Origin of the sequence: Qipengyuania sp. 902 (genome assembly GCF_051195295.1) — a bacterium.
In the GTDB taxonomy this organism is placed as follows: domain Bacteria; phylum Pseudomonadota; class Alphaproteobacteria; order Sphingomonadales; family Sphingomonadaceae; genus Qipengyuania.
In genome coordinates this window covers 513154-536003 of sequence record NZ_JBNJLJ010000001.1, presented here as the reverse complement: position 1 = coordinate 536003, position 22850 = coordinate 513154, and the positions used below count along the sequence as shown (strand labels likewise).

At 65.1% G+C, this 22850-nt stretch carries 21 protein-coding genes; 8 read left to right on the top strand and 13 right to left on the bottom strand.

Annotated features, from left to right (window positions below; translation table 11 throughout):
* The first annotated feature begins 68 nt into the window (after positions 1-68).
* Entirely contained in the window at positions 69-293 is a 225-nt protein-coding gene (locus ACSH0F_RS02625; protein WP_435199615.1) for a hypothetical protein, read from the top strand.
* A 21-nt stretch (positions 294-314) separates the two neighbouring features.
* Here ACSH0F_RS02625 and ACSH0F_RS02620 read toward each other — a convergent pair whose 3' ends face one another.
* The 3 genes from ACSH0F_RS02620 to ACSH0F_RS02610 all read right to left on the bottom strand — a co-directional run bounded on the left by ACSH0F_RS02620 (position 315) and on the right by ACSH0F_RS02610 (position 2292).
* Positions 315-584, bottom strand: a complete 270-nt coding sequence (locus tag ACSH0F_RS02620) for a ribbon-helix-helix domain-containing protein (RefSeq protein WP_435199613.1) — start codon at positions 582-584, stop codon at positions 315-317.
* A 92-nt stretch (positions 585-676) separates the two neighbouring features.
* Positions 677-1402: an acetoacetyl-CoA reductase gene (phbB, locus tag ACSH0F_RS02615; protein WP_435199611.1), complete on the bottom strand. Its 726-nt coding sequence runs from the start codon at positions 1400-1402 to the stop codon at positions 677-679.
* 131 nt (positions 1403-1533) lie between these two features.
* Complete coding sequence (locus ACSH0F_RS02610; RefSeq protein ID WP_305931382.1) at positions 1534-2292, bottom strand: hypothetical protein; 759 nt, start codon at positions 2290-2292, stop codon at positions 1534-1536.
* Between the two features lie 347 nt (positions 2293-2639).
* Here ACSH0F_RS02610 and ACSH0F_RS02605 point away from each other — a divergent pair, with 347 nt between their 5' ends.
* Genes ACSH0F_RS02605 through holA form a run of 4 tightly spaced genes read left to right on the top strand, consistent with a single transcriptional unit; the run spans position 2640 to position 7169 of the window.
* A complete protein-coding gene (locus ACSH0F_RS02605) occupies positions 2640-3080 on the top strand; it encodes a DUF3576 domain-containing protein (RefSeq protein ID WP_435199608.1) in 441 nt (146 codons plus the stop codon).
* A gap of 41 nt (positions 3081-3121) precedes the next feature.
* Positions 3122-5638 (top strand): leucine--tRNA ligase, encoded by a 2517-nt coding sequence (gene leuS / locus ACSH0F_RS02600; protein ID WP_435199606.1) that lies wholly within the window; start codon positions 3122-3124, stop codon positions 5636-5638.
* Positions 5638-6126 (top strand): LPS assembly lipoprotein LptE, encoded by a 489-nt coding sequence (gene lptE / locus ACSH0F_RS02595; protein ID WP_435199604.1) that lies wholly within the window; start codon positions 5638-5640, stop codon positions 6124-6126. The genes leuS and lptE overlap by 1 nt, the downstream gene beginning before the upstream one ends.
* Positions 6123-7169: a DNA polymerase III subunit delta gene (gene holA, locus ACSH0F_RS02590; protein ID WP_435199602.1), complete on the top strand. Its 1047-nt coding sequence runs from the start codon at positions 6123-6125 to the stop codon at positions 7167-7169. Before lptE ends, holA begins: the two co-directional genes overlap by 4 nt.
* Here holA and ACSH0F_RS02585 read toward each other — a convergent pair.
* The 4 genes from ACSH0F_RS02585 to ACSH0F_RS02570 all read right to left on the bottom strand — a co-directional run bounded on the left by ACSH0F_RS02585 (position 7166) and on the right by ACSH0F_RS02570 (position 10204).
* Positions 7166-8203 carry a nucleotidyltransferase domain-containing protein gene (locus ACSH0F_RS02585; protein ID WP_435199600.1) on the bottom strand — a complete coding sequence of 346 codons (1038 nt, stop codon included), beginning with the start codon at positions 8201-8203 and terminating at the stop codon, positions 7166-7168. The genes holA and ACSH0F_RS02585 overlap by 4 nt on opposite strands.
* 121 nt (positions 8204-8324) lie before the next feature.
* The gene (locus ACSH0F_RS02580) at positions 8325-8888 is read right to left on the bottom strand and encodes an LptA/OstA family protein (protein ID WP_435200539.1); all 564 of its coding nucleotides are present in this window, start codon (positions 8886-8888) and stop codon (positions 8325-8327) included.
* A gap of 2 nt (positions 8889-8890) precedes the next feature.
* On the bottom strand, positions 8891-9562 hold the full coding sequence (lptC, locus tag ACSH0F_RS02575; protein ID WP_435199598.1) for an LPS export ABC transporter periplasmic protein LptC: 672 nt from the start codon (positions 9560-9562) through the stop codon (positions 8891-8893).
* A 24-nt stretch (positions 9563-9586) separates the two neighbouring features.
* Entirely contained in the window at positions 9587-10204 is a 618-nt protein-coding gene (locus ACSH0F_RS02570; RefSeq protein ID WP_435199596.1) for a ribonuclease D, read from the bottom strand.
* Between the two features lie 149 nt (positions 10205-10353).
* Here ACSH0F_RS02570 and ung point away from each other — a divergent pair, with 149 nt between their 5' ends.
* The gene (gene ung, locus ACSH0F_RS02565; RefSeq protein ID WP_435199594.1) at positions 10354-11034 is read left to right on the top strand and encodes a uracil-DNA glycosylase; all 681 of its coding nucleotides are present in this window, start codon (positions 10354-10356) and stop codon (positions 11032-11034) included.
* A 15-nt stretch (positions 11035-11049) separates the two neighbouring features.
* Here ung and ACSH0F_RS02560 read toward each other — a convergent pair whose 3' ends face one another.
* A complete protein-coding gene (locus ACSH0F_RS02560; RefSeq protein ID WP_435199592.1) occupies positions 11050-11829 on the bottom strand; it encodes an SDR family NAD(P)-dependent oxidoreductase in 780 nt (259 codons plus the stop codon).
* Positions 11830-11918: 89 nt separating this feature from the next.
* On the opposite strand from ACSH0F_RS02560, the gene ACSH0F_RS02555 reads away from it, so the two are divergent.
* Positions 11919-12701, top strand: a complete 783-nt coding sequence (locus ACSH0F_RS02555; RefSeq protein WP_435199590.1) for an enoyl-CoA hydratase — start codon at positions 11919-11921, stop codon at positions 12699-12701.
* Positions 12702-12771: 70 nt separating this feature from the next.
* On the top strand, positions 12772-13746 hold the full coding sequence (locus tag ACSH0F_RS02550; protein WP_435199588.1) for a hypothetical protein: 975 nt from the start codon (positions 12772-12774) through the stop codon (positions 13744-13746).
* Here ACSH0F_RS02550 and ACSH0F_RS02545 read toward each other — a convergent pair.
* From ACSH0F_RS02545 to ACSH0F_RS02525, 5 genes are all read right to left on the bottom strand, one after another.
* The gene (locus ACSH0F_RS02545) at positions 13735-14229 is read right to left on the bottom strand and encodes an AAA family ATPase (RefSeq protein WP_435200537.1); all 495 of its coding nucleotides are present in this window, start codon (positions 14227-14229) and stop codon (positions 13735-13737) included. The two genes, ACSH0F_RS02550 and ACSH0F_RS02545, sit on opposite strands and share 12 nt — an antisense overlap.
* 19 nt (positions 14230-14248) lie before the next feature.
* A complete protein-coding gene (locus ACSH0F_RS02540; RefSeq protein ID WP_435199586.1) occupies positions 14249-15685 on the bottom strand; it encodes a glutamate synthase subunit beta in 1437 nt (478 codons plus the stop codon).
* A complete protein-coding gene (gene gltB / locus ACSH0F_RS02535; RefSeq protein ID WP_435199584.1) occupies positions 15685-20355 on the bottom strand; it encodes a glutamate synthase large subunit in 4671 nt (1556 codons plus the stop codon). The genes ACSH0F_RS02540 and gltB overlap by 1 nt, the downstream gene beginning before the upstream one ends.
* 248 nt (positions 20356-20603) lie before the next feature.
* On the bottom strand, positions 20604-21584 hold the full coding sequence (locus ACSH0F_RS02530) for a hypothetical protein (RefSeq protein ID WP_435199582.1): 981 nt from the start codon (positions 21582-21584) through the stop codon (positions 20604-20606).
* A gap of 49 nt (positions 21585-21633) precedes the next feature.
* The gene (locus ACSH0F_RS02525; protein WP_435199580.1) at positions 21634-22842 is read right to left on the bottom strand and encodes a TIGR04063 family PEP-CTERM/XrtA system glycosyltransferase; all 1209 of its coding nucleotides are present in this window, start codon (positions 22840-22842) and stop codon (positions 21634-21636) included.
* Between the last annotated feature and the right edge of the window lie 8 nt (positions 22843-22850).

Sequence of the window (22850 nt, the reverse complement as noted above, 5' to 3'; positions counted from 1 at the left end):
ACAACCTCAGGACCTTTCCCGCCGCGCGCTCGTTGTTTTGGGGTAACCCAATTCAAGGAGTCGTAATCATGTTGCTCAAGCTTCTCGCCCTCGGCGGCCTCGGCTATGCCGGATATCGCTATTACGAAAAGATTCGTGTCGATGAAAACGGCGTCGCATTTGCCGGCGGCGAACCGGAAGGCTCGTTTCGCAATGCCGGGTCAGCGTCGACCGCCTCGCACGACCGGATGAGTTCGACCGACGAAGCGCTCGACGAGACATATCCGGCAAGCGATGCCACCGCGAAGTACTGACGCGGCACGATCAGTTTCCGGCTAGTTGCCGGACGGAAGAGCGGCAGGAGCGATCCAGCCGCTTTTTTCGTGGGTGACCAGCCAGATCCGGATCGCACCGGCGAGGCCGGGTGGATTGTCGGCCTGAATACGCTCGGCGTCGATCTCCGCGACCAGCGCATTGATCGACTGCGCGCGGGCATACGCCGCCTTGCCAAGCATTTCCCAGAACAGCGGCTCGAGACTGATCGACGTACGATGCCCGGCGATGCGGACGGAGTATTTCTTCGGCGGATGGTAAGGGGGAATCATCGCGCTCCCCTTACAAACCACGAGCCCCCGCGCCCACGAAATTTTTGGCTAGGGTGGCCAGCGGTGGCACCCGGTTCGCAGGTTCGCGGCGCTTAATACATATGCTGCCCGCCGTTGATGCTCATCGTCGAGCCGGTGACGAATTCGGCATGCTCGGAGCACAGGAAGCTCACGCCGCGCGCGATCTCGCTCGCCTTGCCGAGGCGGCCGACGGGAATCTTGGCGACAATCTTCTCCAGCACCGGCTCGGGCACGGCGGCGACCATGTCCGTGTCGATATAGCCCGGAGCGATGGCGTTGACCGTAATGCCGAAGCGCGCGCCTTCCTGCGCCAGCGCCTTGGTGAAGCCGTGGATGCCGGACTTGGCGGCGGCATAATTGACCTGGCCGTATTGCCCTGCCTGCCCGTTGATCGAACCGATGTTCACAATGCGCCCCCAGCCGCGCTCCTTCATCCCGGGAAAGCAAGCCTTGGCCATATTAAAGCATCCGCCAAGGTTTGTACGCATGACTGCGTCCCAATCCTCGTAGCTCATCTTGAGGAGCGTGCCGTCGCGCGTGATGCCTGCATTGTTGACGACGATGTCGATCGGTCCGTGCTTTTCTTCGACGGTCTTGCACGCGGCTTGCACGGCCTCGTAATCGCCGACGTCGAACTTGACCGTCGGGATGCCGGTGTCGTCGGTGAACTTCTTCGCCGCATCGTCATTGCCGGCGTAGTTCGCGATGACGGTGTAGCCACGCTCGTCACGTAGCCGTTCGCAGATCGCGCGCCCGATTCCGCGCGTTCCTCCGGTTACGATAGCAACACGTCCCATATTTCGCTCTCCCAAGCTTTCCGTAGCGTTTGCAACGGTCTTGGCAGAGAATCGATAGCACGCAAAGCCATTCGGCGGCGCGAGGGCTCCGAACAATCGTATTCAATCTGTTGGGGAGGGCTAAAGCCCGATCAGAAGCGCAGCTGCGTCCCGACGTAGACGGCCTGGTCGTCCTCGACCCCGTCGGTCAGCGGCGAGAGGCGATTGCGATCCTGAGACAGGCGGACACCTGCGGTCACGTTGAGATTGCCCTTCACACGATACGAACCCTGCAGATCGACGCTCTGTTCACCGAGGCCTTCCAGGGTGCGGGGCGAGCGTCCGGCCTTGCTGTCGCTCTCGATCGCAAGGCGCGATCCGAATCGACTCGGCTTGCCGGAGGTTTCTTCCGCCGGGCGATAGGTCGACAGGTCGGGCATCGACAGATCACGTACGCCAGTTGGCAGCGTCGCAGTCTTCTCCGGCTGGGCGAAGCCCTGATAACCGCGGGCGATGCCCAGATTGTAGCGAGTCGGCGCGATTTCGAGCGCGCGCTCCCGGCCCTGCTCTGCACCGACGGAGGTGGGCGCGGTGCGGAAGGAAATCGCCCGTGCAGTCGCATCGTCGACCCGCACGGCCACGGTGACCGTGCGCTCGGCCTGGCGCTGGATCTTGGTGGCGGGAGTGAAGCGTAAGCCATCCTCGCCGATGATCGCGGCGACCTGGCGGGCCAGCTGCGGATCGATATTGGCGGGGGTGAAAGGCAGCGATACGATATCGGCCGCTTCGATCGCGCTATTACCTGTGCCGACCGCAAGGCCCGCGCCCGGAATGGCCAGTGCAAGCCCGGCAGCGGCCAACGCCACGGGGATCGCCCGCCTTGCGCTGATGCTGTTGACCTTGCGTCCCATTATCCGTTCACTCTTCCCTGTCGGCGGCCATCGGAAATATCGGAATTTACCGAACAGGGCCTTAATGTACCCTGACGCGACTCGTTCCGCAGCCGTTATCGTTTTGGCAATCTATGGACGCATTGCACGCATGGCCAGCTTTTCCACAGGGCCCGCCTTTCGATTGCGAGAAAGTGTTGCGCTTTGCCCACAAAGGCTTCGGCGGCCTGGAAATTCAGGACGCATTCACGGCTGCCCGTGGCAGAACGGTGCGGGCGGTTGGGAAAACTTGCCCGTGCCCTCTCAGGCTTTATAGAGCCGGAAAGAACATCGCCGTGGAAGAGCGGCTGGAAATGCTAAGGATGAACATGAGCGCCAATCTCCCCCCCCCTGCCACCCTCGCCATGGCGCTGGCCGCCAGTGCCACTCTTGCAGCCTGCGGTGGCGGCGAGCGGCCCGAGGCAGATCTGGCCGCCTCGCAGGTCACCACGATCGGGGTGAATTCCTACCTCTGGCGCGCCTCGCTCGAAGCCGTCAGCTTCGCCCCGCTGCTGCAGGCGGACAGCAATGGCGGCGTGATCGTGACCGACTGGTACGCCAACCCCAGCAATCCGGGCGAGCGCGTGAAGGTGACGATCACCATCCTCGACCAGGATCTGCGCGCCGATGCGCTGCGGGTCGCCGCCAGCCGCCAGGTCGCGCAGGGCGGTGGCTGGGTCGATGCACCGGTGCAGGCCGCGACCGTACAGAAGCTGGAAGACATCATCCTGACCAAGGCGCGCGAATTGCGCCGCCAGGCCGTCAGCTAAACCGCCTTTAAATCACGCGCAAAACGGGTAAGGCCGCTCGCATGAGCAGCGATACCCGTTTCGATCCCGCCAGTGCCGATGCGCGCTGGCAAAATGCGTGGGAGGAGGCGCAGACCTTCCGCGCCGACAGCGATTCTCCCAAGCCCAAGAGCTACGTGCTGGAGATGTTTCCCTATCCTTCGGGGCGCATCCATATCGGCCACGTGCGCAATTACACGATGGGCGACGTGCTGGCACGCTACAAGAAGGCGACCGGGCACGAGGTGCTGCACCCCATGGGATGGGACGCCTTCGGCATGCCGGCGGAAAACGCCGCGATGGAGAAGGGCGTGCATCCGGGCGGCTGGACCCGCGACAATATCGAGCACATGAAGGCGCAGCTGAAGCGCCTCGGCTTCGCGCTCGATTGGAGCCGCGAGCTGGCGACCTGCGAGCCCGACTATTACGGCCACGAGCAGGCGCTGTTCATCGACCTGTACGAAGCGGGCCTCGTCTATCGCAAGGAGAGCGAGGTCAACTGGGACCCGGTCGACATGACCGTGCTCGCCAACGAGCAGGTGATCGATGGTAAGGGCTGGCGCAGCGGCGCGGAAGTCGAGAAGCGCAAGCTCAACCAGTGGTTCCTCAAGATCACCGACTTCGCCGAGGAACTGCTGGAGGGCCTGGGGAGCCTCGAGAACTGGCCCGACAAGGTCCGGCTGATGCAGGAAAACTGGATCGGCAAGTCGAAGGGTCTCGAATTCAGCTTCGACCTGTCCAATGGCGAGAAGCTGCCGGTCTACACCACGCGCCCAGACACGATATTCGGCGCGAGCTTCGTCGCGGTCGCCGCCGACCATCCGGTGGCGCAAGCGATCGACAGCGAGGAAGCGCGTCAGTTCATCGCGCTGTGCAAGCGCGGCGGCACGACGGCTGCCGAACTCGAAACCGCGGAAAAGCTAGGCTTCGACACTGGCATCACCGCCAAGCACCCCTTCACCGGCGCGGATTTGCCGGTCTACATCGCGAACTTCGTGCTGATGGATTACGGCACCGGCGCCATCATGGCGGTGCCCGGCCATGACCAGCGCGACTTCGAATTCGCGACGAAATACGACCTCGCCATTCCGCGCGTCGTTGCCCCAAGCGTCGAAGAGGCTGGCAAGCGATTCGATGGCGAGGCGGAGGCGGGCGAGGGTGTGATCGTCAATTCGGATTTCCTCGACGGCATGAGCGTCGAGGACGCCAAGCGCGAGATCATCCGCCGCATCGAGGAGCAGGGCCGGGGACAGGGCAAGACCGTCTGGCGCCTGCGAGACTGGGGCGTCTCTCGCCAGCGGTATTGGGGGACGCCCATCCCCTTCATCCACTGCGATGCCTGCGGCGTGGTGCCCGCGCCCAAGGAAAGTTTGCCGATCACCTTGCCCGAGGATGTCGATTTCCAGACGCCCGGCAACCCGCTGCTGCGCCATGCGACGTGGAAGCATGTCGATTGCCCCAAGTGCGGCGGCAAGGCGGAGCGCGAGACCGACACGCTCGACACTTTCGTAGACTCAAGCTGGTATTTCCTGCGTTTCGCCAGCCAGCCCGACGACAGGCCCTTCGACGCTGAGGAAGTCGCGAAGTGGCTGCCGGTCGAGCAGTATATCGGCGGCATCGAACATGCGATTCTGCACCTGCTCTACGCCCGCTTCTGGACCCGCGCGCTGGCGCATATGGGGCGGATCGAGGTGAAGGAGCCATTCGGCTCGCTCTTCACACAGGGCATGGTCACGCACGAGACCTACAGCCGGAAAAAAGGCGGCAAGACCGTCTATTACGCGCCTGACGAAATCAGCCGCGAGGCCGATCGCGCGCTGCTGACTGCCGATGGCGGCGAGGTCGAGATCGGCCGCGTCATCAAGATGTCGAAGTCGAAGAAGAACGTCGTCGACCCCGACACGATCATCGACAGCTACGGCGCAGACGCAGTGCGCTGGTTCATGCTTTCCGACAGCCCGCCCGAACGCGACCTGCCGTGGTCGGAAGCAGGGATCGAGGGTTGCAGCCGCTTTGTACACCGGTTGTGGCGGCTGTTCGCGGCGCATGACGCTGGCGCGCAGGGCGAGGACAAGGCGCTCGACCGCAAGACGCACCAGACTGTGGCTGCCGTCGCGGACGACATTGAGGCGCTGGGGTTCAACAAGGCGGTTGCGCGCATCTATGAACTCACCGGCGCGGTCGAAAAGGCAGCGTCTTCGGCCAGTCGCTCCGCTGCAATCCGCACATTGGTCCAGCTGGTCGCGCCGATGATGCCGCACCTTGCCGAGGAAGCCTGGGCGGGCATAAGCATGGACGGTCTCGTCGCCGACGCGCCCTGGCCCGAAGTCGATCCGGCGCTGCTGGTCGAGGACGAAGTCACTATCGCGGTCCAGCACAAGGGCAAGCTGCGCGACACGCTCACCGCTCCGAAGGGCGCGGCGAAGGAGGATCTCGAAGCGATGGCGCTGGCATCTGAGAAGGTGCAGCGTTCGATCGACGGCGCCGAAATCCGCAAGATCATTGTCGTGCCCGACAGATTGGTGAATATCGTCACGTGATGCGCGCGCTTCTCGCCTCTTTCTCCGCCCTGCTGCTGACCGCTTGCGGCCTTTCGCCCATGTATGCGGGCGGCGGCGATGGCGCAGTGGCGCGCGGACTGGCCGCAGTCGATGTCGCGCCGATCGAGGGGCAGGCCGGTTGGCTGGTTCGCAACGCGCTGAACGACCGGCTAGGCGCGGCAGGCGCGGCCAGCCCGCAATATCGCCTCGACGTCCGGCTCGATGATCAGCTCGAAGGGCTCGCCATCCTGCGCGACGATACCGTCAGCCGCGAGCGGCGCACCTTGCGCGCGCGCTACCAGTTGATCGACCTTGCCAGCGGAGAGATCGTACTGGATGCGACCGCGGGCTCCGATGCCGGGATCGATGTCGTCTCCAGCGAATATGCCACCATTGCCGCCGAGCAGACCGCGCTCGAGAATCTGGCCGAGGATGTGGCGCAGCGGATCGTGACGCGCGTGGCGCTGACGCTGCGCGGGGACTCGTGAAGCTCACCAGCAAGGATTTCGCTGCCAAGGGCCGCAACGCTGCGCAGGACTGCGGCGTGTTCTTCTTCTGCGGCCAGGACGAAGCCGGGGCGAGCGCGGCCGCCAGCGATCTCGCCAGCTGGCTACCCGAACCGGGCGAGCGCGTGGAAATGAGCGGCGCCGACTTGCGCGGCGATCCCGCCCGGCTGGGCGATGAAGCACGCTCTACCTCGCTGTTCGGCGACAAGCGCCACATCTGGGTCAGGGCCAGCGGCGACGAGGCGCATGATGCTTTGAAAACGCTGCTCGAAACCGGCGACATGGGCGCGGGCGAAGCGTGCCCAGTCATTGTCGTCGCCACATCCGCCACCGACAAGTCGCGCTCCGCCAAGCTGCTCGAAAAGCGCAAGGATGCCGTCGTGGCGCTGTTCTACCCGCCCGACCTACGCTCGGTTTCGCAGAGCGTGCGCGCGATGGGCGATGCGGCGGGCGTGCGGCTCGGCGGCGATCTGGCGGAGCGCGTGGCACGCGGCGCCAATCTCGATGTGCGGCTGGCGCAAAGCGAAGTGACCAAGCTCGCCACCTATCTCGACGCCAGCCCGCAGAGCCCGAAACCCGCGACCGCCGAAGACCTCGACGCGGTCGGCGCGGTGAGCGAGGAGGACGGCTTCATGCCGCTCGTCAACGCGGTGATGGGCGGACAGAGCGCCAAGGTCGCACCGGAGATTGCGCGGATGAAGCAGCTCGGCCTTAACCCGGTCGGCGTGCTGCTGGCGTTCGAGCGGCGCGCGGCGCAACTGGCCCGGATCGCGGCGGCGCTGGGATCGCGCGGCTATGGCGATCTCGACAAGGGAGAGAAGGCGCGGCTGGGCATCTTCTGGAAGGAGGATCGCGAGATTGGCCAGCAGGTCTCGCGCTGGCGCGGCAAGGGGCGGCTCGACCGACTGACGCATGGCCTCACCAAGATGCATCGCGATTTGCTGACCAACAGCCAGGCTGCCGAGCTGTTGCTTGCGCAGGGCCTCACCAATATCGCCCAGCTGGCAGGTGCCGGGCGTCGTTAAGCGCGGAGCCAGTCGTCGAGCCGGGCGACCGCATCGTGTCGCATGCGATCGCCGGGTGTTGCGCGCTTGGCGAAGGTGTTGCGGACTTCGCCCCCGACCCAGCTGCCATACTCGGCCAAACTGTTGTAACGCTCGCGCCGAGCCAGAACGCGGCGAAGTTTCTCGCCCACGCCGATGTCCCTGCGGGTCAGCTTGGCTGTAGCGATGTCGCTCTCGCGAGCGTCAAGCGGTTTTCCGATCAAGGTCGGCACGTCGGATAGCATCTCCTCCGGCAATATGACGGGACATGCGAATGCCTCCGCCGTTCCGGACTGCGTCCACCGATCGGCGGCGTTGATGCAAAGCGCCGCATGGCGGGCCCACCCCTCGCGAGCGGCGCGATCCCACAGGGTGGGCAGGTCCAGCGCGTCGGCCTTCTCGGCCAGCGTGGCGAAATCCAGCAGCATCAGGGGTCCGCCGTCGAAGCGATGGAATGCGGCATGGACCGCCAGATGCATCACATTGTCTATTGGGGAGAGCACGAACAGGCCCGGCATGGCTGCGCTCTCGACACGCCGCTCGAGCAGGCCGATGGGATGCGACGGCATGCGCCCGTCGTCGTCCCACAGCCGCGTGTGGATTTCGACCACATGTCCCTCGCGCGAAGCAAGTGCGGGCAGGTGTTTGAAGCGTGCCGTCCATTCCTCCAGCGGCAGCGCCGTCTCCTCGCATTGCTCATAGCCGAGGGCGAGCAGTCGAGTACGGGCCTCCAGCGCACGGTCCTGCGGAACGAGAATGTCGAGATCGCGCAACGGCCGCATTCCGGGTTCGGGATAGGCCGTCCACGCTAGCCACGCCCCCTTCAGCGCGACCATCGGAATGTCCGCCTCAGCCAGATCTCGCGCGATGCGGGCAAGTTCTGCTCGTTTGGCAAGCGCGGCAAGTGTCGAGGTGCGGAAGCTTCCGGCCCATCCCCTGCGGATGCTGTTCGGGATTATCCGCTCCCCGCCGCGAAGCCGGTGAAGGGCCGGGCGGCAGCGATGGTCGTCTGCCAACCGGTCGAGCACTTTTCAGTCGTTCGCCGATAGCCCGCGCCAGTGCTCATCGTCGAGCGGTCGTCGGCCGACCAGCTCGGTCAGCCGCAAATCGATCGTCAGCCCCTCCATGGGCTGCGCCTCAGTTCTCGGGGACGGAGAAGGTCCCGGTCACGCGGCCACCCGAAGTGGTCGAGCTTTGTCCGGTGACCGAAGACGAGCGGCTCGCGCTGCCGTCCACGCTGGAGACGCCGCTCGCAAGGTCGATAACCAGTCGCCCGCCGTTCAGCGTGTCGCCGCCGCGATTGAGGCGGACGTTGCCGGCCATGGTGATGATCCGCCGGTTGAAGTCGTAGACCGCAGTGTCGCCGCGTGCCCGCTCGTTGCCGCGCTGCACATCGACGCCGCCGGTGGCCATGATCCGCTGGATCTGGAGGCTGCCCGCGTCCGAATAATTGACGATGGTGCGACCGGCGTTGAGCGCCAGTCCGGCCTGCGTGATGCGGACGCTACCCGACAGCACCACGCGGTTCTGCCGGTCCTGCAACTCGATCCGGTCGGCGGCGTAGGAAACGGGCGCGTTGGAATTGTGCCCCGCGATCGCCTGCGCCTGCAATTGCATCCCGCCGACGGCAGCAAGTGTGGCCAAAAAACCGGCGATGCCCCAGCGGGTCATGGTGGGAACGAGCTTGGTCATTTCGGGCATCCTCAATTCGGCATTCTCAGCTTTCCGGGCACCATGCGCAAGCGCGCATTGCCGGACAGGGAAATAGTGCGGGCTTCGAGATCCGCATCGAGGCGATTCCCGCTGAAGGTCCCTGCGGGAATGGCTCCCTCGACACCGCCTTCGCCGGTCACGGTCTTCTCCGCAAGGTTCACCGACACGCCGCGCGCCACCATGCGATAGCCATCGGCAGCCACCATCAGCAGCGGGCCGTTCACCGACACGATCTGATCGTCGAGTTCATATTGCCCGCCATTGGCAGAGACGCGCGCAGGCCCGTCGTTCAGCAGCAATCGGGCGACCAGATCGTTCATCCGCACGATGCCCTCCGCGCTCGACCGCTGCACCGCCTCGCCGGCGGTCAGCGAGAACGGACGTCCGTCATTGTCCTCGCCGCGATAGAGCGCATTATCGACCCGCAAGCGCTCATCGATCACTGCGACCTTGTCCCGGTCGAGCAGGAAACTGATCTCGCCACGCGGGCTGAGCGGCGTGATGACCATGAAGGCCGCGAGCACGCCCACTGCCATCGGAAGTGCCTTGGCCAGGAAACCCACGAGCTTGTCGTGCGACCCACCGGGCTCGGCCCAGTCCTGCCGCCGGCCCCGCAGCGCCTTCGCATCGTCCGTTTCGATCCTGCGCTGCCGGAACACCATGGCGAGGGCCTGCCCTTTCGCGCCTTACGCGTGGCTGAAGATGTCGTGATCCGCCCAGCCGGCGATATCGAGACGGGCGCGAGTGGGCAGGAAATCGAAACAGGCCTGCGCCATGTCCATTCGGCCTTCGCGTTCGAGCCGCCGATTCAATTCCTCGCGCATGCGATGGAGGAAGCGGACGTCGCTCGCCGCATATTCGCGCTGCGCCTCGTTGATGTCCGGACCGCCCCAGTCGGAGCTTTGCTGGACCTTGGACATGCTCTCGCCGAGCAGTTCGTCGACCAGGTTCTTGAGCCCGTGCCGGTCGGTATAGGTGCGCACCAGCTTGCTGGCGATCTTCGTGCAATAGCAGGGCGCAGCCATCACGCTGAGGTAATGCTCGATCGCCGCGAGGTCGAAGCGCGCGAAATGGTAGAGCTTGAGTCGGTTCTGGTCGCCCAGCACAGCCTTGAGATTGGGCGCATCGTAATTGCTCTCCGGCCCGAAGCGGACGAGATGCTCGTCGCCCTGGCCATCGCTGATCTGCACCAGGCACAACCGGTCGCGCTTGGTAATCAGCCCCATCGTTTCGGTATCGACAGCTACGGGGCCATCGGCGAGCACGCCTGCGGGGAGGTCTTCTTCGTGGAAATGCACTGCCATGGGCCGGAGCCTTAGGCCGATTGGGGATTGCTGGGAAGGGGTGCTGGTTCATCGGTGTGCCTGTCTCTATCCCTTTCGGTCGCGAGCGAAGTGACGGGGCGGAAACGTCCACGTCTCGCCGCTTCGCTCGATCCCGCAGGACGATGGCCTTGGCAGAAACCATACCCGATAGCTGGAAACCGGCGCTCGACCCGGTCCTCGATAGCGAGGAAGCGCGGCGGCTCGGCGGGTGGCTGCGCGCCGAAGAGGACGCCGGCAAGACGATCTACCCCCCACGCGGTTGTCGTCTCAGGGCGTTGGAACTTACTCCGCTCAATGCGGTCAAGGTCGTCATTCTCGGGCAGGACCCCTACCACGGTCCGGGGCAGGCGATGGGTCTGTGCTTCGCCGTGCCCGAAGGCGTGAAAATCCCACCGAGCCTCGTGAACATCTACAAGGAGCTGGGAAGCGATCTCGGCATTGTGCGGCCCACGCATGGCGATCTGTCGGTCTGGGCGCGGCAGGGGGTGCTGCTGCTCAACAACGCGCTGACGGTCGAGGCGGGGCGGGCGGGCAGCCATGCCGGGCGCGGGTGGGACGCCATCACCGATGCCTGCGTTGCAGCAGTCGCGGCGCGCCCGGAGCCGAGCGTTTTCATCCTCTGGGGCAGCCATGCGCAGGCCAAGGCCAAGCGCATTCCCGGATTGCGCGATGGGAGGCATCTCGTCATCGAAAGCCCGCACCCCAGCCCGCTATCTGCCCGTCGCGGCTTCTTCGGGTCGAAACCGTTCAGCCGGACGAATGCGTTTCTCGAAAGCCGAGATCGCGGCGCTATCGACTGGCGGCTGTAGTTTTCGGCAGGCCGTTCAGAAAATCGAATAACCCCCGTCGATTACCACCGAATCGCCGGTGTGGAACTTGCTGGCATCCGAGGCGAAATAGACGGCGATGCCGGCGAAATCCTCGCCTTCGCCCCAGCGGCGCATGGGGACGCGGCCGATGGCCTTTTCGTTGAATGCGTCCCAGTTTTGCAGGCGCTCGGTCATTTCGGTAGCGATCCAGCCGGGCAGTACCGCATTGGCGCGAATGCCGTGACGGGCGAGCTCCACCGCCGTGCCGCGCACCATCGCCAGCACCCCGGCCTTCGTCGCGGCATAGGCTTGGTTCTGCGGCGCGCCGTGAATGGCCGACACGCTGGAGGTGACCAGCAGCGAACCACCCTTCTCGCCGTTCTCCGAGCGCTCGACCATGTGTTTCGATGCTTCGCGGAAGGTCCAGAAAACGGCGTCGAGATTGACCGTAGTGACCTTGCGCCACTGTTCGGTGGTCTGCTCGGTGAGCGGGGCGCCGCCGCCGACGCCCGCATTGGCGATGCAGGTGTCGATCCGGCCGAGGCGCGACAGGCTTTCCGCCATGGCATCGACAACGGCCTGCTCGTCGGACACGTCGACCTCCAGCGCCTCGACGCGTGTGCCATGCGCCTTTAGCCGCTCAAGAGCGGAGGCGTTCTTGGACGCGTTGCGCCCCCAGATGGCGACATCGGCCCCGGCGGCGGCGAGCCCTTCGGCCATGCCCAGCCCGATGCCGCCGTTGCCGCCGGTCACCACGGCCATCTTGCCGGTGAGGTCAAAGGGTTGGAATGCCATCTGCGCGTCTCCTCTCGTGTCTCTCGCGCGCACTCAACGCGAGTGACGGGCCGATTGCAAGCTGCAACCTATCCGCTAGGCTGGGCCGCATGACCGATCTCATCCTCACCGAAATGGCCGACGGCATCGCGACCGTTACTCTCAACCGCCCCGAAGCGATGAATGCGCTGTCGAAGGCGCTGCGCCGCCGGCTCTACGAGGTGATGACCGCGCTCGACGCCGATGACGAAGTGCGCGCAGTGATCCTGACCGGAGCGGGAGAGCGCGCCTTTACGGCCGGCCTCGACCTCAAGGAACTCGGCAGTGAGGAAGGCGCGCTGGGCGCTGCCAATGCCGAGGGCGCGGACGAAAACCCGGTCAAGGCAATCGAAGTCTGCCGCAAGCCGGTGATCGGCGCGATCAATGGCGTGGCAATTACCGGCGGCTTCGAGGTTGCGCTGGCCTGCGACGTGCTGATCGCCAGCACCAATGCGCGGTTTGCCGATACACATGCGCGAGTCGGGATCGTGCCGGGCTGGGGCCTGTCGCAAAAGCTCAGCCGCATGATCGGCATCAGCCGCGCGAAGGAATTAAGCTTCACCGGCAATTTCCTCGACGCGGAAACAGCCGAGCGCTGGGGGCTCGTCAATCGCGTGGTCGCGCCCGAAGAGCTGCTGGCGGAGGCACGCCGCATCGCCGCCGACATGGCGAGCATCGATCCGGCTTTCCTCGCACAATACAAGGCGTTGATCGACAAAGGCTATGCGGCGAGCTTCGGCGAGGGGCTGGCGATCGAGCACAAGCTGTCTTCCGCAAAGAACAGCGCGGTTAGCCCGGAGGAAGTCGAGGCGCGCCGGGCGGCGGTGCAGGCGCGGGGCCGCACGCAAGGCTGATGCGCCTGGCGCAACAGGCGGTGCCGGCTAAGCGTTTCGCCTGACTTGGGGAAAGGTGTAGGAGGTGGACATGGAACGGCAGCTCCCCGCCCGCCTGATCCGCCTCGCGCCGATTGTCCTCCCCCTGCTTGCCATAGCGCTGGCGCGCGCGATGACTTTTACGGACTGGGCAGCGGCCAATGCCGTACTCGCCGCGCTGCTGTTCGCGTGGATCGTCGCCGACAGCCTGCTGCTCGCAACCATCGCGAAGGCCGAAAACCGCAAACCCGGCCTGCGCGCGATGTTGGGCGCAGGCGCAGCGGCAAGCGTTATCGTGCTGGTCGGCGCCGCCGCGCCGGTGGGCGAAGCGATCTACGCCATGCCTCCGCTACTCGCTGCTGCCGCTCTGACACTGGCGCTGTTCGTGGCGTGGTGCGGCGCGCTGATCGTCCGTGCGTTGGCTGGCGGTGCCTCTGTCGAGGAGGCCGCCGCGCTCGTCCTGCCGCCCAAGCTCGTCCGCTTCATGAGCGCCGAGTCGCGCATCATGCGCCTCGCGCTTTGGGGCTGGCGACGCGGGCAGGACATTCCCGCGGGCACGCAAGGCTTCTCCTATCACCGCTTCCTGCTGCCGATGATCTATGTGTTCATCGCGCTGCAGGCGATCGAGCTGGCGGTGATGCATTTCCTGCTGATGATCTGGTTCGGCCTCGGCATTGCGGGCGGCTTGTGGATCGTCGGCCTGGCGCAAGGTTTCCGCATCCATCCGGTGCTGCTGGCCGAGCAGGGCCTGCGCGTCCGCAGCGGCGGGACGGTGGACCTGCTGGTGCCCTACGATGCGATCGCGGGCGTCATGCCCAGCTTCGGTGCTGAGCAGGTCAAGGCGGCAGACACGCTCAACCACGCGGTGCTGTCCTGGCCCAATGCGATGCTTGAGCTGGATCGCGAACTGACGGTGCGCCCGCTACTTGGAGCGGAGCAGCGAGTCCGCCGGATCGCCCTGCGGATCGATGAGAGCGCCGCATTTCTCGCCGCGCTGGCCGAGCGTGCACCCCAGCTACGCGGTTAGATTTGCCAGCACGAAATCGGCGCGCCCTGCGACGCCGACGAGTGGTAGCTCGACGGGCTCGTATCCGAGTGCCGGAAGCAGCGATGCCAGGTGGTCATATTCGGCGACCGCAGCTTCGAAATCGTGCCGCCGCGTCGAATCCTGCGCGTAGATTTCGGGCCAGGGCGGTGCGAGAAACACCCTGCTGCAATAAGGCCGATCCGAAGCGAGCGCCTCTGCAACCATCGGCCCTCTGTCCCGCTCCAGTCCGGCAAGCGCGTCGATCAGTCCGCGATCGTAGAACACCGGCCGTGTGGCCTCTGCGTGCCAGCCGAGATCGGCGCGGGCCATGTCCGCAGCGGCGTCAAGAAAGCCGCGCAGATCGCTCCATGGTGTGATGCCCGCCGCGATCAGGCGCCGCCCAGGTTCATGCACGACGGTGTGGCCGCAACGCTCCAGTTCATCGAGCAGCGTCGACTTGCCGCCGCCCGAACAGCCGGTAATCAGGATGTCGGCTACGCGCCTAGCGCGGCAGCTGGGTCTCGCCCATCAGCGCCTTGTCGACCGCATGAGCCGCCTGCCGGCCCTCGCGGATCGCCCACACGACCAGGCTCTGCCCGCGCCGCATGTCGCCGCAGGCGAACACGTTCGGCTCGCTGGTGAGGTACCACTCGGTGTCCGCCGCCACATTGCCGCGCCCGTCGAGATCGACGCCTGCCCGGTCGAGAAGGCCGCGCCGCTTGGGCCCGGTAAAGCCCATCGCCAGCAGGATGAGGTCGGCTTTGAGCGTGAACTCGCTGCCTTCGATTTCCTGCATCTTGCCGTCTTTCCACTCGACACGGACGCATTCGAGCCCGGCGACATCGCCGTTCTCTTCGACGACGCGCTTGGTCAGCACGGCCCAGTCGCGGTCGACGCCCTCTTCGTGGCTCGACGAGGTACGGAGCTTTACCGGCCAGTCGGGCCAGGTCAGCGCCTTGTCCTCGTGCTCGGGCGGCTTGGGCATGATTTCCAGCTGCGTGACGCTGGCCGCGCCTTGGCGGTTGCTGGTGCCGACGCAGTCGCTGCCGGTGTCGCCGCCGCCGATCACGATCACGTGCTTGCCGGTTGCCGTGAGCGAGCCACGCGGCGCGGCGCGCACTTCGTCGTCGCCGGCATTGCGCTTGTTCTGCTGGGTCAGGAATTCCATCGCGAGGCGAACGCCGTTTAGCTCGGAACCCGGAATGTCGAGCATGCGCGCTTCTTCCGCGCCGCCGGCGAGGACGACCGCGTCGAAATTCTCCTGCAACGCCTGGAAGCTGACTTCGACTCCCACCTCGCTGCTGGTGCGGAACTGGACGCCCTCGGCTTCCATCTGCACCGCGCGGCGGTTGATGAGGTGCTTCTCCATCTTGAAGTCGGGAATGCCGTAGCGAAGCAGCCCGCCGATGCGGTCGCTCTTTTCGAATACGGTGACGGCGTGGCCGGCGCGCGCCAGCTGTTGTGCGCAGGCGAGCCCGGCGGGGCCGCTGCCGATCACGGCGACCGATTTGCCGCTGCGCTTTTCCGGCAATTGCGGCTTGACCCACCCTTCCAGAAAGCCGCGATCGATGATCGCGCATTCGATCGACTTAATGGTTACCGGGCTGTCGATGAGGTTCAGCGTGCAAGCCGCCTCGCACGGAGCAGGGCAGACGCGGCCGGTGAACTCTGGGAAGTTGTTGGTCGAGTGCAGGACCTCGAGCGCGTTCCTCCAGTCGTCTTCATAGACGAGGTGGTTCCAGTCCGGGATGATGTTATTCACCGGACAGCCGTTGTGGCAGTAGGGAATGCCGCAATTCATGCAGCGCGCCGCCTGCTTGCGGAGCTGGTCTTCCGACAGCGGAACGACGAATTCCTTGTAATGGTTCAGGCGTTCTTCTGGATCGCGATAAGTGCGATCCTCGCGCTCGTATTCGAGAAAGCCGGTTTCCTTGCCCATTATTCCGCAGCCTCCATCGCTGCATTTTCGCGTTCGTCTTCGAGGGCCTTGAGCGCCTTGGCGTAGTCGCGTGGCATGACCTTGCGGAAATGCTTGAGCTCGCTAGCCCAGTTGTCGAGCAGCGCCTTCGCCTTGGCCGAACCGGTGTGCAGCTGGTGCCGCTCGACGAGGATCTTGAGCCGCGCGGCATCGTGATAGAGCGGGTCGCCCATGCCTGCATCGTCGACCGACCGGCCGCGCTGCTGCGGTTCGCCCCAGCTTTTCTCCGCGCCTTCGCCATCGCCGGGCGTCACATCGAGCAGATCGACCTGGGCATGGTTCAGGAGCTTTTCGAAATTGCCTTCGGGATCGTAGACATAGGCGATCCCGCCGCTCATGCCCGCGGCGAAGTTGCGGCCCGTGCTGCCGAGCACGCAGACCACCCCGCCGGTCATGTATTCGCAGCCGTGATCGCCGGTGCCTTCGACAACTGCGACCGCCCCCGAATTGCGCACGCCGAATCGCTCGCCTGCGACGCCTTCAAAATAGGCCTCGCCCGCGATGGCGCCGTAAAGGACGGTATTGCCGACGATGATGTTGTTGCCGGGCTTGCGCGGAGCTTCGTCCGGCTGGCGCACCACGATGCGGCCGCCCGACAGACCCTTGCCGACGTAATCGTTGGCATCGCCCGTCAAGCTCAGCGTGACGCCGTGAGCCAGCCATGCGCCGAAGCTTTGGCCCGCAACACCGGTGAAATCGATTTGGATCGTCTCGGGTGCCAAGCCGGCATGCCCATGCGCCTCGGCGATCCGGCCCGACAGCATCGCGCCGACGGTGCGGTTCACATTGCGGATGGTGCGCGTCAGCTGGACCGCCTGACCGCTTTCAATGGCGGGCTTGCAGGCTTCGATCAGCTCGACATCCATGGCTGCCGCGAGGCCATGGTCCTGAGTTTCGGTGTGATAGGGCTTGCGCCCATCCTCCAGCGGCACGGCATGGAGAATGCGCTTCAGGTCTACTCCATGCGCCTTCCAGTGCCGCTCCACCCGGCGCATGTCGATCCGCTCGACGCGGCCGATCATTTCCTCGACCGTGCGGAAGCCCATGGTCGCCATGATCTGGCGCAGCTCTTCCGCGACGAAGAAGAAGTAAGTGATGACGTGCTCGGGCGTACCGACGAAGCGCTTGCGCAGCACCGGGTCCTGCGTCGCGACGCCGACCGGGCAGGTGTTGAGGTGGCACTTGCGCATCATGATGCAGCCCGCCGCGATCAGCGGGGCAGTGGCGAAGCCGAACTCGTCCGCGCCCAGCAGCGCGCCGATGGCAACGTCGCGACCAGTGCGTAGCCCGCCGTCGACCTGCACCGCGATGCGGCTGCGCAGATCGTTGAGCAGCAGTGTCTGCTGCGTTTCGGCAAGGCCGATTTCCCAGGGGGACCCGGCATGCGTCAGGCTGGTCAGCGGGCTCGCGCCTGTACCGCCTTCATAGCCCGAGATGGTGATATGGTCCGCTTTGGACTTCGAAACGCCCGCCGCGACCGTGCCGACGCCGACCTCGGAAACCAGCTTTACCGAAATACGGCTCTTCGGTTGCACGTTCTTGAGGTCGTGGATCAGCTGCGCCAGATCCTCGATCGAGTAGATGTCGTGATGCGGCGGGGGCGAAATCAGGCCCACGCCCGGGGTCGAGTGCCGCACCTTGCCGATGCGCTTGTCGACCTTGTGACCGGGCAGCTGGCCACCTTCGCCGGGCTTGGCCCCCTGCGCCATCTTTATCTGGATATCGTCCGAATTGACGAGATATTCCGTGGTCACGCCGAAGCGGCCACTCGCCACCTGCTTGATCCGGCTGCGCATCGAATCGCCATTGTCGAGAGGGACGAAGCGCTCCGGCTCCTCGCCGCCTTCGCCGGTATTGGACCGCCCACCCAGACGGTTCATGGCAATGGCTAGCGTCGAATGTGCCTCGTGGCTGATCGAGCCGAAGCTCATCGCGCCCGTGCTGAAACGCTTCACGATCTCGACCGCCGGTTCGACCTCGTCGATGTCGAGCGGCTGCTCCGCCGGGGTCAGCTCCATCAGCCCGCGGATGGTCAGCAGGCGTTCGCTCTGCTCGTTTACCGAGCGGGCGAATTCCTCGTAATTCTTCGCATCCTTGCCGCGCACGGCGTGTTGCAGCTGCGCGACCGATTGCGGCGTCCAGGCATGCGCCTCGCCGCGGATGCGATACTGGTAGATGCCGCCGACATCGAGCATGCCCTTGTAGAGCGGGCTGTCGCCATAGGCCTGCGCATGGCGCATCACGGCTTCTTCCGCCACTTCCTTCAGGCCGATGCCCTCGATCGTGGTCGCAGTGCCGGTGAAATAGGTGTCGATGAAGTCGGAATTGAGTCCGACCGCGTCGAAAATCTGCGCGCCGCAATAGGACTGGTAGGTCGAGATGCCCATCTTGGACATGACCTTGAGAATGCCCTTGCCGATGGCTTTCACATAGTTCTTCGCGACATCACCCGGTTCGAGGTCGGGGAAGCGATCCGCGCGCAAATGCTCCAGCGTCTCGAAGGCGACGTAGGGGTTGATGCCTTCCGCGCCATAGCCTGCCAGCGCACAGAAATGGTGCACTTCGCGGGCCTCGCCGGTCTCGATGACGAGGCCGGTCTGCATCCGCAGGCCCTGGCGCACGAGCTGGTGGTGCACCGCTGCCGTGGCCAGCAGGGCGGGCATGGCGATCCGGTCCGGCCCCTGCCCCCGGTCGGACAGGATCAGGATATTGGCATCGCCGAGCACCGCCTCGGTCGCGGCCCAGCACATTTCCTTCAGCGCCATGGCGAGGCCGTCGGCCCCGGTGCTCGCATCCCAGGTGATGTCGATCGTGGCGGTGCGGAAAGCACCGTCGAGCGCGACTTCGACCGAGCGGATCTTGGCGAGATCCTCGTTCGTCAGGATCGGCTGGCTGACTTCGAGGCGTTTGTGCGTGCCGCCGTCGCGGCCCAGCAGGTTGGGGCGCGGACCGATCATTGAAAGCAGGCTCATCACCAGCTCTTCGCGGATCGGGTCGATCGGCGGGTTGGTCACCTGAGCGAAGTTCTGCTTGAAGTAATCGTAAAGCGGGCGGCTGCGGTCGGACAGCACGGCAATCGGCGTATCGGTACCCATCGACCCGATCGGGTCCTCGCTGCCACGCGCCATCGGTTCGAGGAAGCGGGAGATGTCTTCCTGCGTATAGCCGAACGCCTGCTGGCGCGTCAGCAGGTCGCTGGCCGAAAGGGAGCCTTCTGCCGCGGGAAAGTCTGACAGCTCGGCATCGATATGGTCGAGATCGGCGAGCTTGTACTGCGCCTTCTTCAGCCACGCCTCGTAGGGCTCCGCCGCGGCGAGGTGGGCTTTGACCTCCTCGTCCTCGACGATGCGGCCTTCCTCGAGGTCGATCAGCAGCATCTTGCCGGGCTGGAGGCGCCACTTTCGGGTAATGTCCTCGTCCTTGAACGGAAGCACGCCGCTTTCCGAGGCGAGGACGACGAGGTCATCCTTCGTCGTGCACCAGCGCGCCGGGCGCAGGCCGTTGCGGTCGAGGCAGGCACCGATCTGGCGACCGTCGGTGAAGCACACCGCCGCCGGGCCGTCCCATGGCTCCATCAGCGCGGCGTGATATTCGTAGAAAGCGCGGCGCGCCGGATCCATCAGCGTATTCTTCGCCCAGGCTTCCGGCATCAGCATCATCATCGAATGCGCGAGGCTGTAGCCGCCGGTGACCAGCAGTTCGAGCGCATTGTCGAGGCAGGCCGTGTCCGACTGGCCATGCGGGATCAGCGGCCACATCTTGTCGAGGTCCGCGCCCAGCAGGTCGCTTTCCATCGTGCGGCGGCGCGCTTCCATCCAGTTCACATTGCCGCGAACCGTGTTGATCTCGCCATTATGCGCCATGAAGCGATAGGGGTGCGCCAGCCGCCAGCTGGGGAAGGTGTTGGTGCTGAAGCGCTGGTGGACGAGGCCCAGTGCGGACACGCAATCGGAATCGCGCAGATCGTCGTAGAAACTGCCGACCTGGTTGGCGAGCAGCAGGCCCTTGTAGACGACGGTCCGGCTGGAGAAGCTCGGGATATAGGCAGTCGAAAGGGTCGGGATGCCGTGCTTCTGCTCCAGCGCTGCAAGCGGGTTCAGCGTCTGCTTGCGGATGACAACCAGCTTGCGCTCGAACGCGTCTTGGTCGGTGCAATTGATGCCGCGCGCGATCACGCACTGCCGGATGACCGGCATGGAATCGACCACCGCCTTGCCGAGCCCGTCCAGCGTGACAGGGACGTCGCGCCAGCCGATGACGCGCTGGCCTTCCTTCTCGGCGAATCGCTCCAGCTGGCGCTCGACGAATTCACGCGCTTCGTCGGCTTGCGGCAGGAAGCACATCGCCACGGCGTAATCGTCCGGCGCTGGGAGGTCGTAATCCCTCGCCTCCGCCCATTTGCGGAACAAGGGATCGGGGATTTGCAGCAGGATGCCCGCACCATCGCCGAGCAGGGGGTCCGCACCGACCGCGCCGCGATGGTCGAGATTGGCGAGGATTTCGAGCGCCTGGGTGACGATGCCGTGGCTTTTCGCGCCCTTGATATGCGCGACCATGCCGACGCCGCAGGCATCGTGTTCGTTGCGGGGATCGTAAAGACCACCATGATCGAGGGGCGGCTGACTGCCCATAAGCGAAGCGTCCTCCTCCGTGCCCGCCCGTCCGCTTCCTCAATGAAGCGAACCGGGGACAGGTTTCCAGGTGCCCTGTCGGCACCGCAAAATTGCGCGAAGCCTCGTCATGGCGGGGCGCTCGCCATTTTGCAACTGCGAAGAGAGTAGCATTATTTCACCTACGCGAAGATTTCCGCACGGATTGGCGCCATGGAACTGCTCAATCGGATTGAAAATTCGTGCCTGCGGCGGTCGCGGCGTGCGGCTCAGGGCCGCTTGCCGACCTGCGACAGACGCTCGAGCGCGCTTTTCAGACTGGCTTGCGTATCTTCTTCGTCCTCGCTCTCGGCCGATGCCGCAGGGGCGGTGCGGTCGGCTTCGCGGCGCAGGAAGGCGATCACAGGGTCGGCATCGGGAGCAATCGGTAATGCGTCCCCGTCCTCTGCCTTGCGCTGGGCGGCGAGGGCCCGTTCGAGCCGTTCGGTCAATTCGCTCAGCGACAGGTCGCCCGTCGCTTCGCTGCGCGGCGGGACGGGCTGGGTTTCCTGCTCGGCCGCCTCGAGCATATCGGCGGTAGTTACTGTCGGCTCTTCAAGCTCTTCCGAGCCGTGCCCGGACCCGACGTCGAACCACTCGTCCGCAGTGTCGGGTTCGGCATCTCGATCCTCATCGTCGGGTTCGAGTTGGCCGCACTCCGTGGCGGCTTCCACCTCTTCGAATTCGGCGTCGACCGGTTCGGCGGTGACGATGGCGTCGCGCTCGATATCGGCTTCGGTTTCGAGACCGTCTTCGGTCAAATAGTCGCGGGGATTGAACATCCGGCGAGAAGTTTCCTCAGGCAGCACCACTTCTGGCTCTTCGCCTGTATCATCGTCAGCCAGCCACACAGCGTCTTCGCTCGGTTCGCTGTCGCCATAGGCGCCGTCCCCGGGATCAACGGGCGGCTCGGCCAGTTCGGCATCGGCGCTTTCGTCGGAAAGCTTTTTCGCCTTTGCCCCCGAAACGCGCTTGGCGATCGCGACGCCGACTAGCAGGCCGAGGATGCCGGCCAGAACGCTCAGGACCAGCTTGGCCGCAAGGGCATTGCCGACCAGCGCTTCGATCCCCAGCCAGCTACGCAGGTTGGCGTGGACAGCGTCGGGCATGACGAACAGGCCACCGGCCAGCAGTACGGCGAAATAAAGCCCCACCACCCATGGAAAGGCGGGATGGCTGCTGATCGGCATTCTGGTCTCGGTGCCGCTCATCTTTCGTCGTCGTTCCTTCGCAAAAGTGCGTGCGAGCATTCCGGCTCGCCTACCTGGCTCTTGCGCTTAGCAGTTTTTGGTAAACGCCGAGATAACGATCCACGTTCCGCGCCCAGTCGTGGTTCTGGGCCACATGGCTGCGCGCTGCTTCGCGCATGGCAGGCCAGCCGGTTTTCGCCTCTACCAGCCCGGCGAGCGAATTGGCGAGTGCGCTGGGGTCGTCGGGCGGGAAGAGCATGCCCGTCTCACCATGAGCGATAAGCTCGCGATGGCCGCCGACATCGCTCGCCGCCACGATCCGGCCTTGCGCCATCGCCTCGAGCGGCTTGAGCGGGGTGACCAGTTCGGTCAGTCGCGAACGTTTGCGCGGATAGGCGAGGATATCGATCAGCGAATAATAGCGTTCGACCTCGCCATGCGGGACTCGGCCAGTGAAGACTATCGCATCTGCCGCCGGTGACGCCGCTGCCTGTGCCTGCAAAGCATCCTCCATCGGCCCGCCGCCGACCAGCAGCAGCTGGGCTTGCGGATGGTGCTCGCGCAGCATGGGGAGGGCGGCGATAAGGTCGTCGAGCCCTTCGTAGTCGTAAAAGCTGCCGACAAAGCCGATCACCGGTCCACTGCCGATGCCGATCTCGTCAGCGAGTGCGTCCTCGCGCGGGACCGGTTCGCCGAACAGCGTCAGGTCCACGCCATTGGGCGACAGGCCGATTTTCGCGCCGTCGTGCCCTCGGACGACGAGATCGTCGCGCAGGCCCTTGGCGATGGTGAAGACCGCGTCGGCCTCGCGCACCACGCGATCCTCCAGCCAGCGCGTCAGCCGGTATTTGAGCGATCCTTCGCGGCCCGTGCCATTGCCGACCGCAGCGTCCTCCCAGAACGCTCGTATTTCATAGACGAACGGGAGGCCAAGGTGCCTTGCCGCACGCAACCCCGCCATGCCGCAAAGGGCCGGCGAGTGGGCGTGAACGACATCCGGCTGCCACTCCGCAGCGAGCGTCTCGATCGCTTCTCGCAGCGCCTCGATCTCGCGCCATTCGCGAAGGCCGGGAGGGCCGGGCGGACGTCCGAAGGTGCGATGGAAGGTCAGGCCCTCCGCCTCCTCCATCGCCGGGCCCGCTGCCGTATGTCGCGGTCCGGTTATGCCGCGCACTTCCAGCCCCGCCGCTTTCTGCGCCTTCATGATCGCGCGGGTGCGGAAGGTGTAGCCGGAATGCAGCGGCAGCGAATGGTCGAGGATGTGAAGGACGCGTGTCATTTGTACAG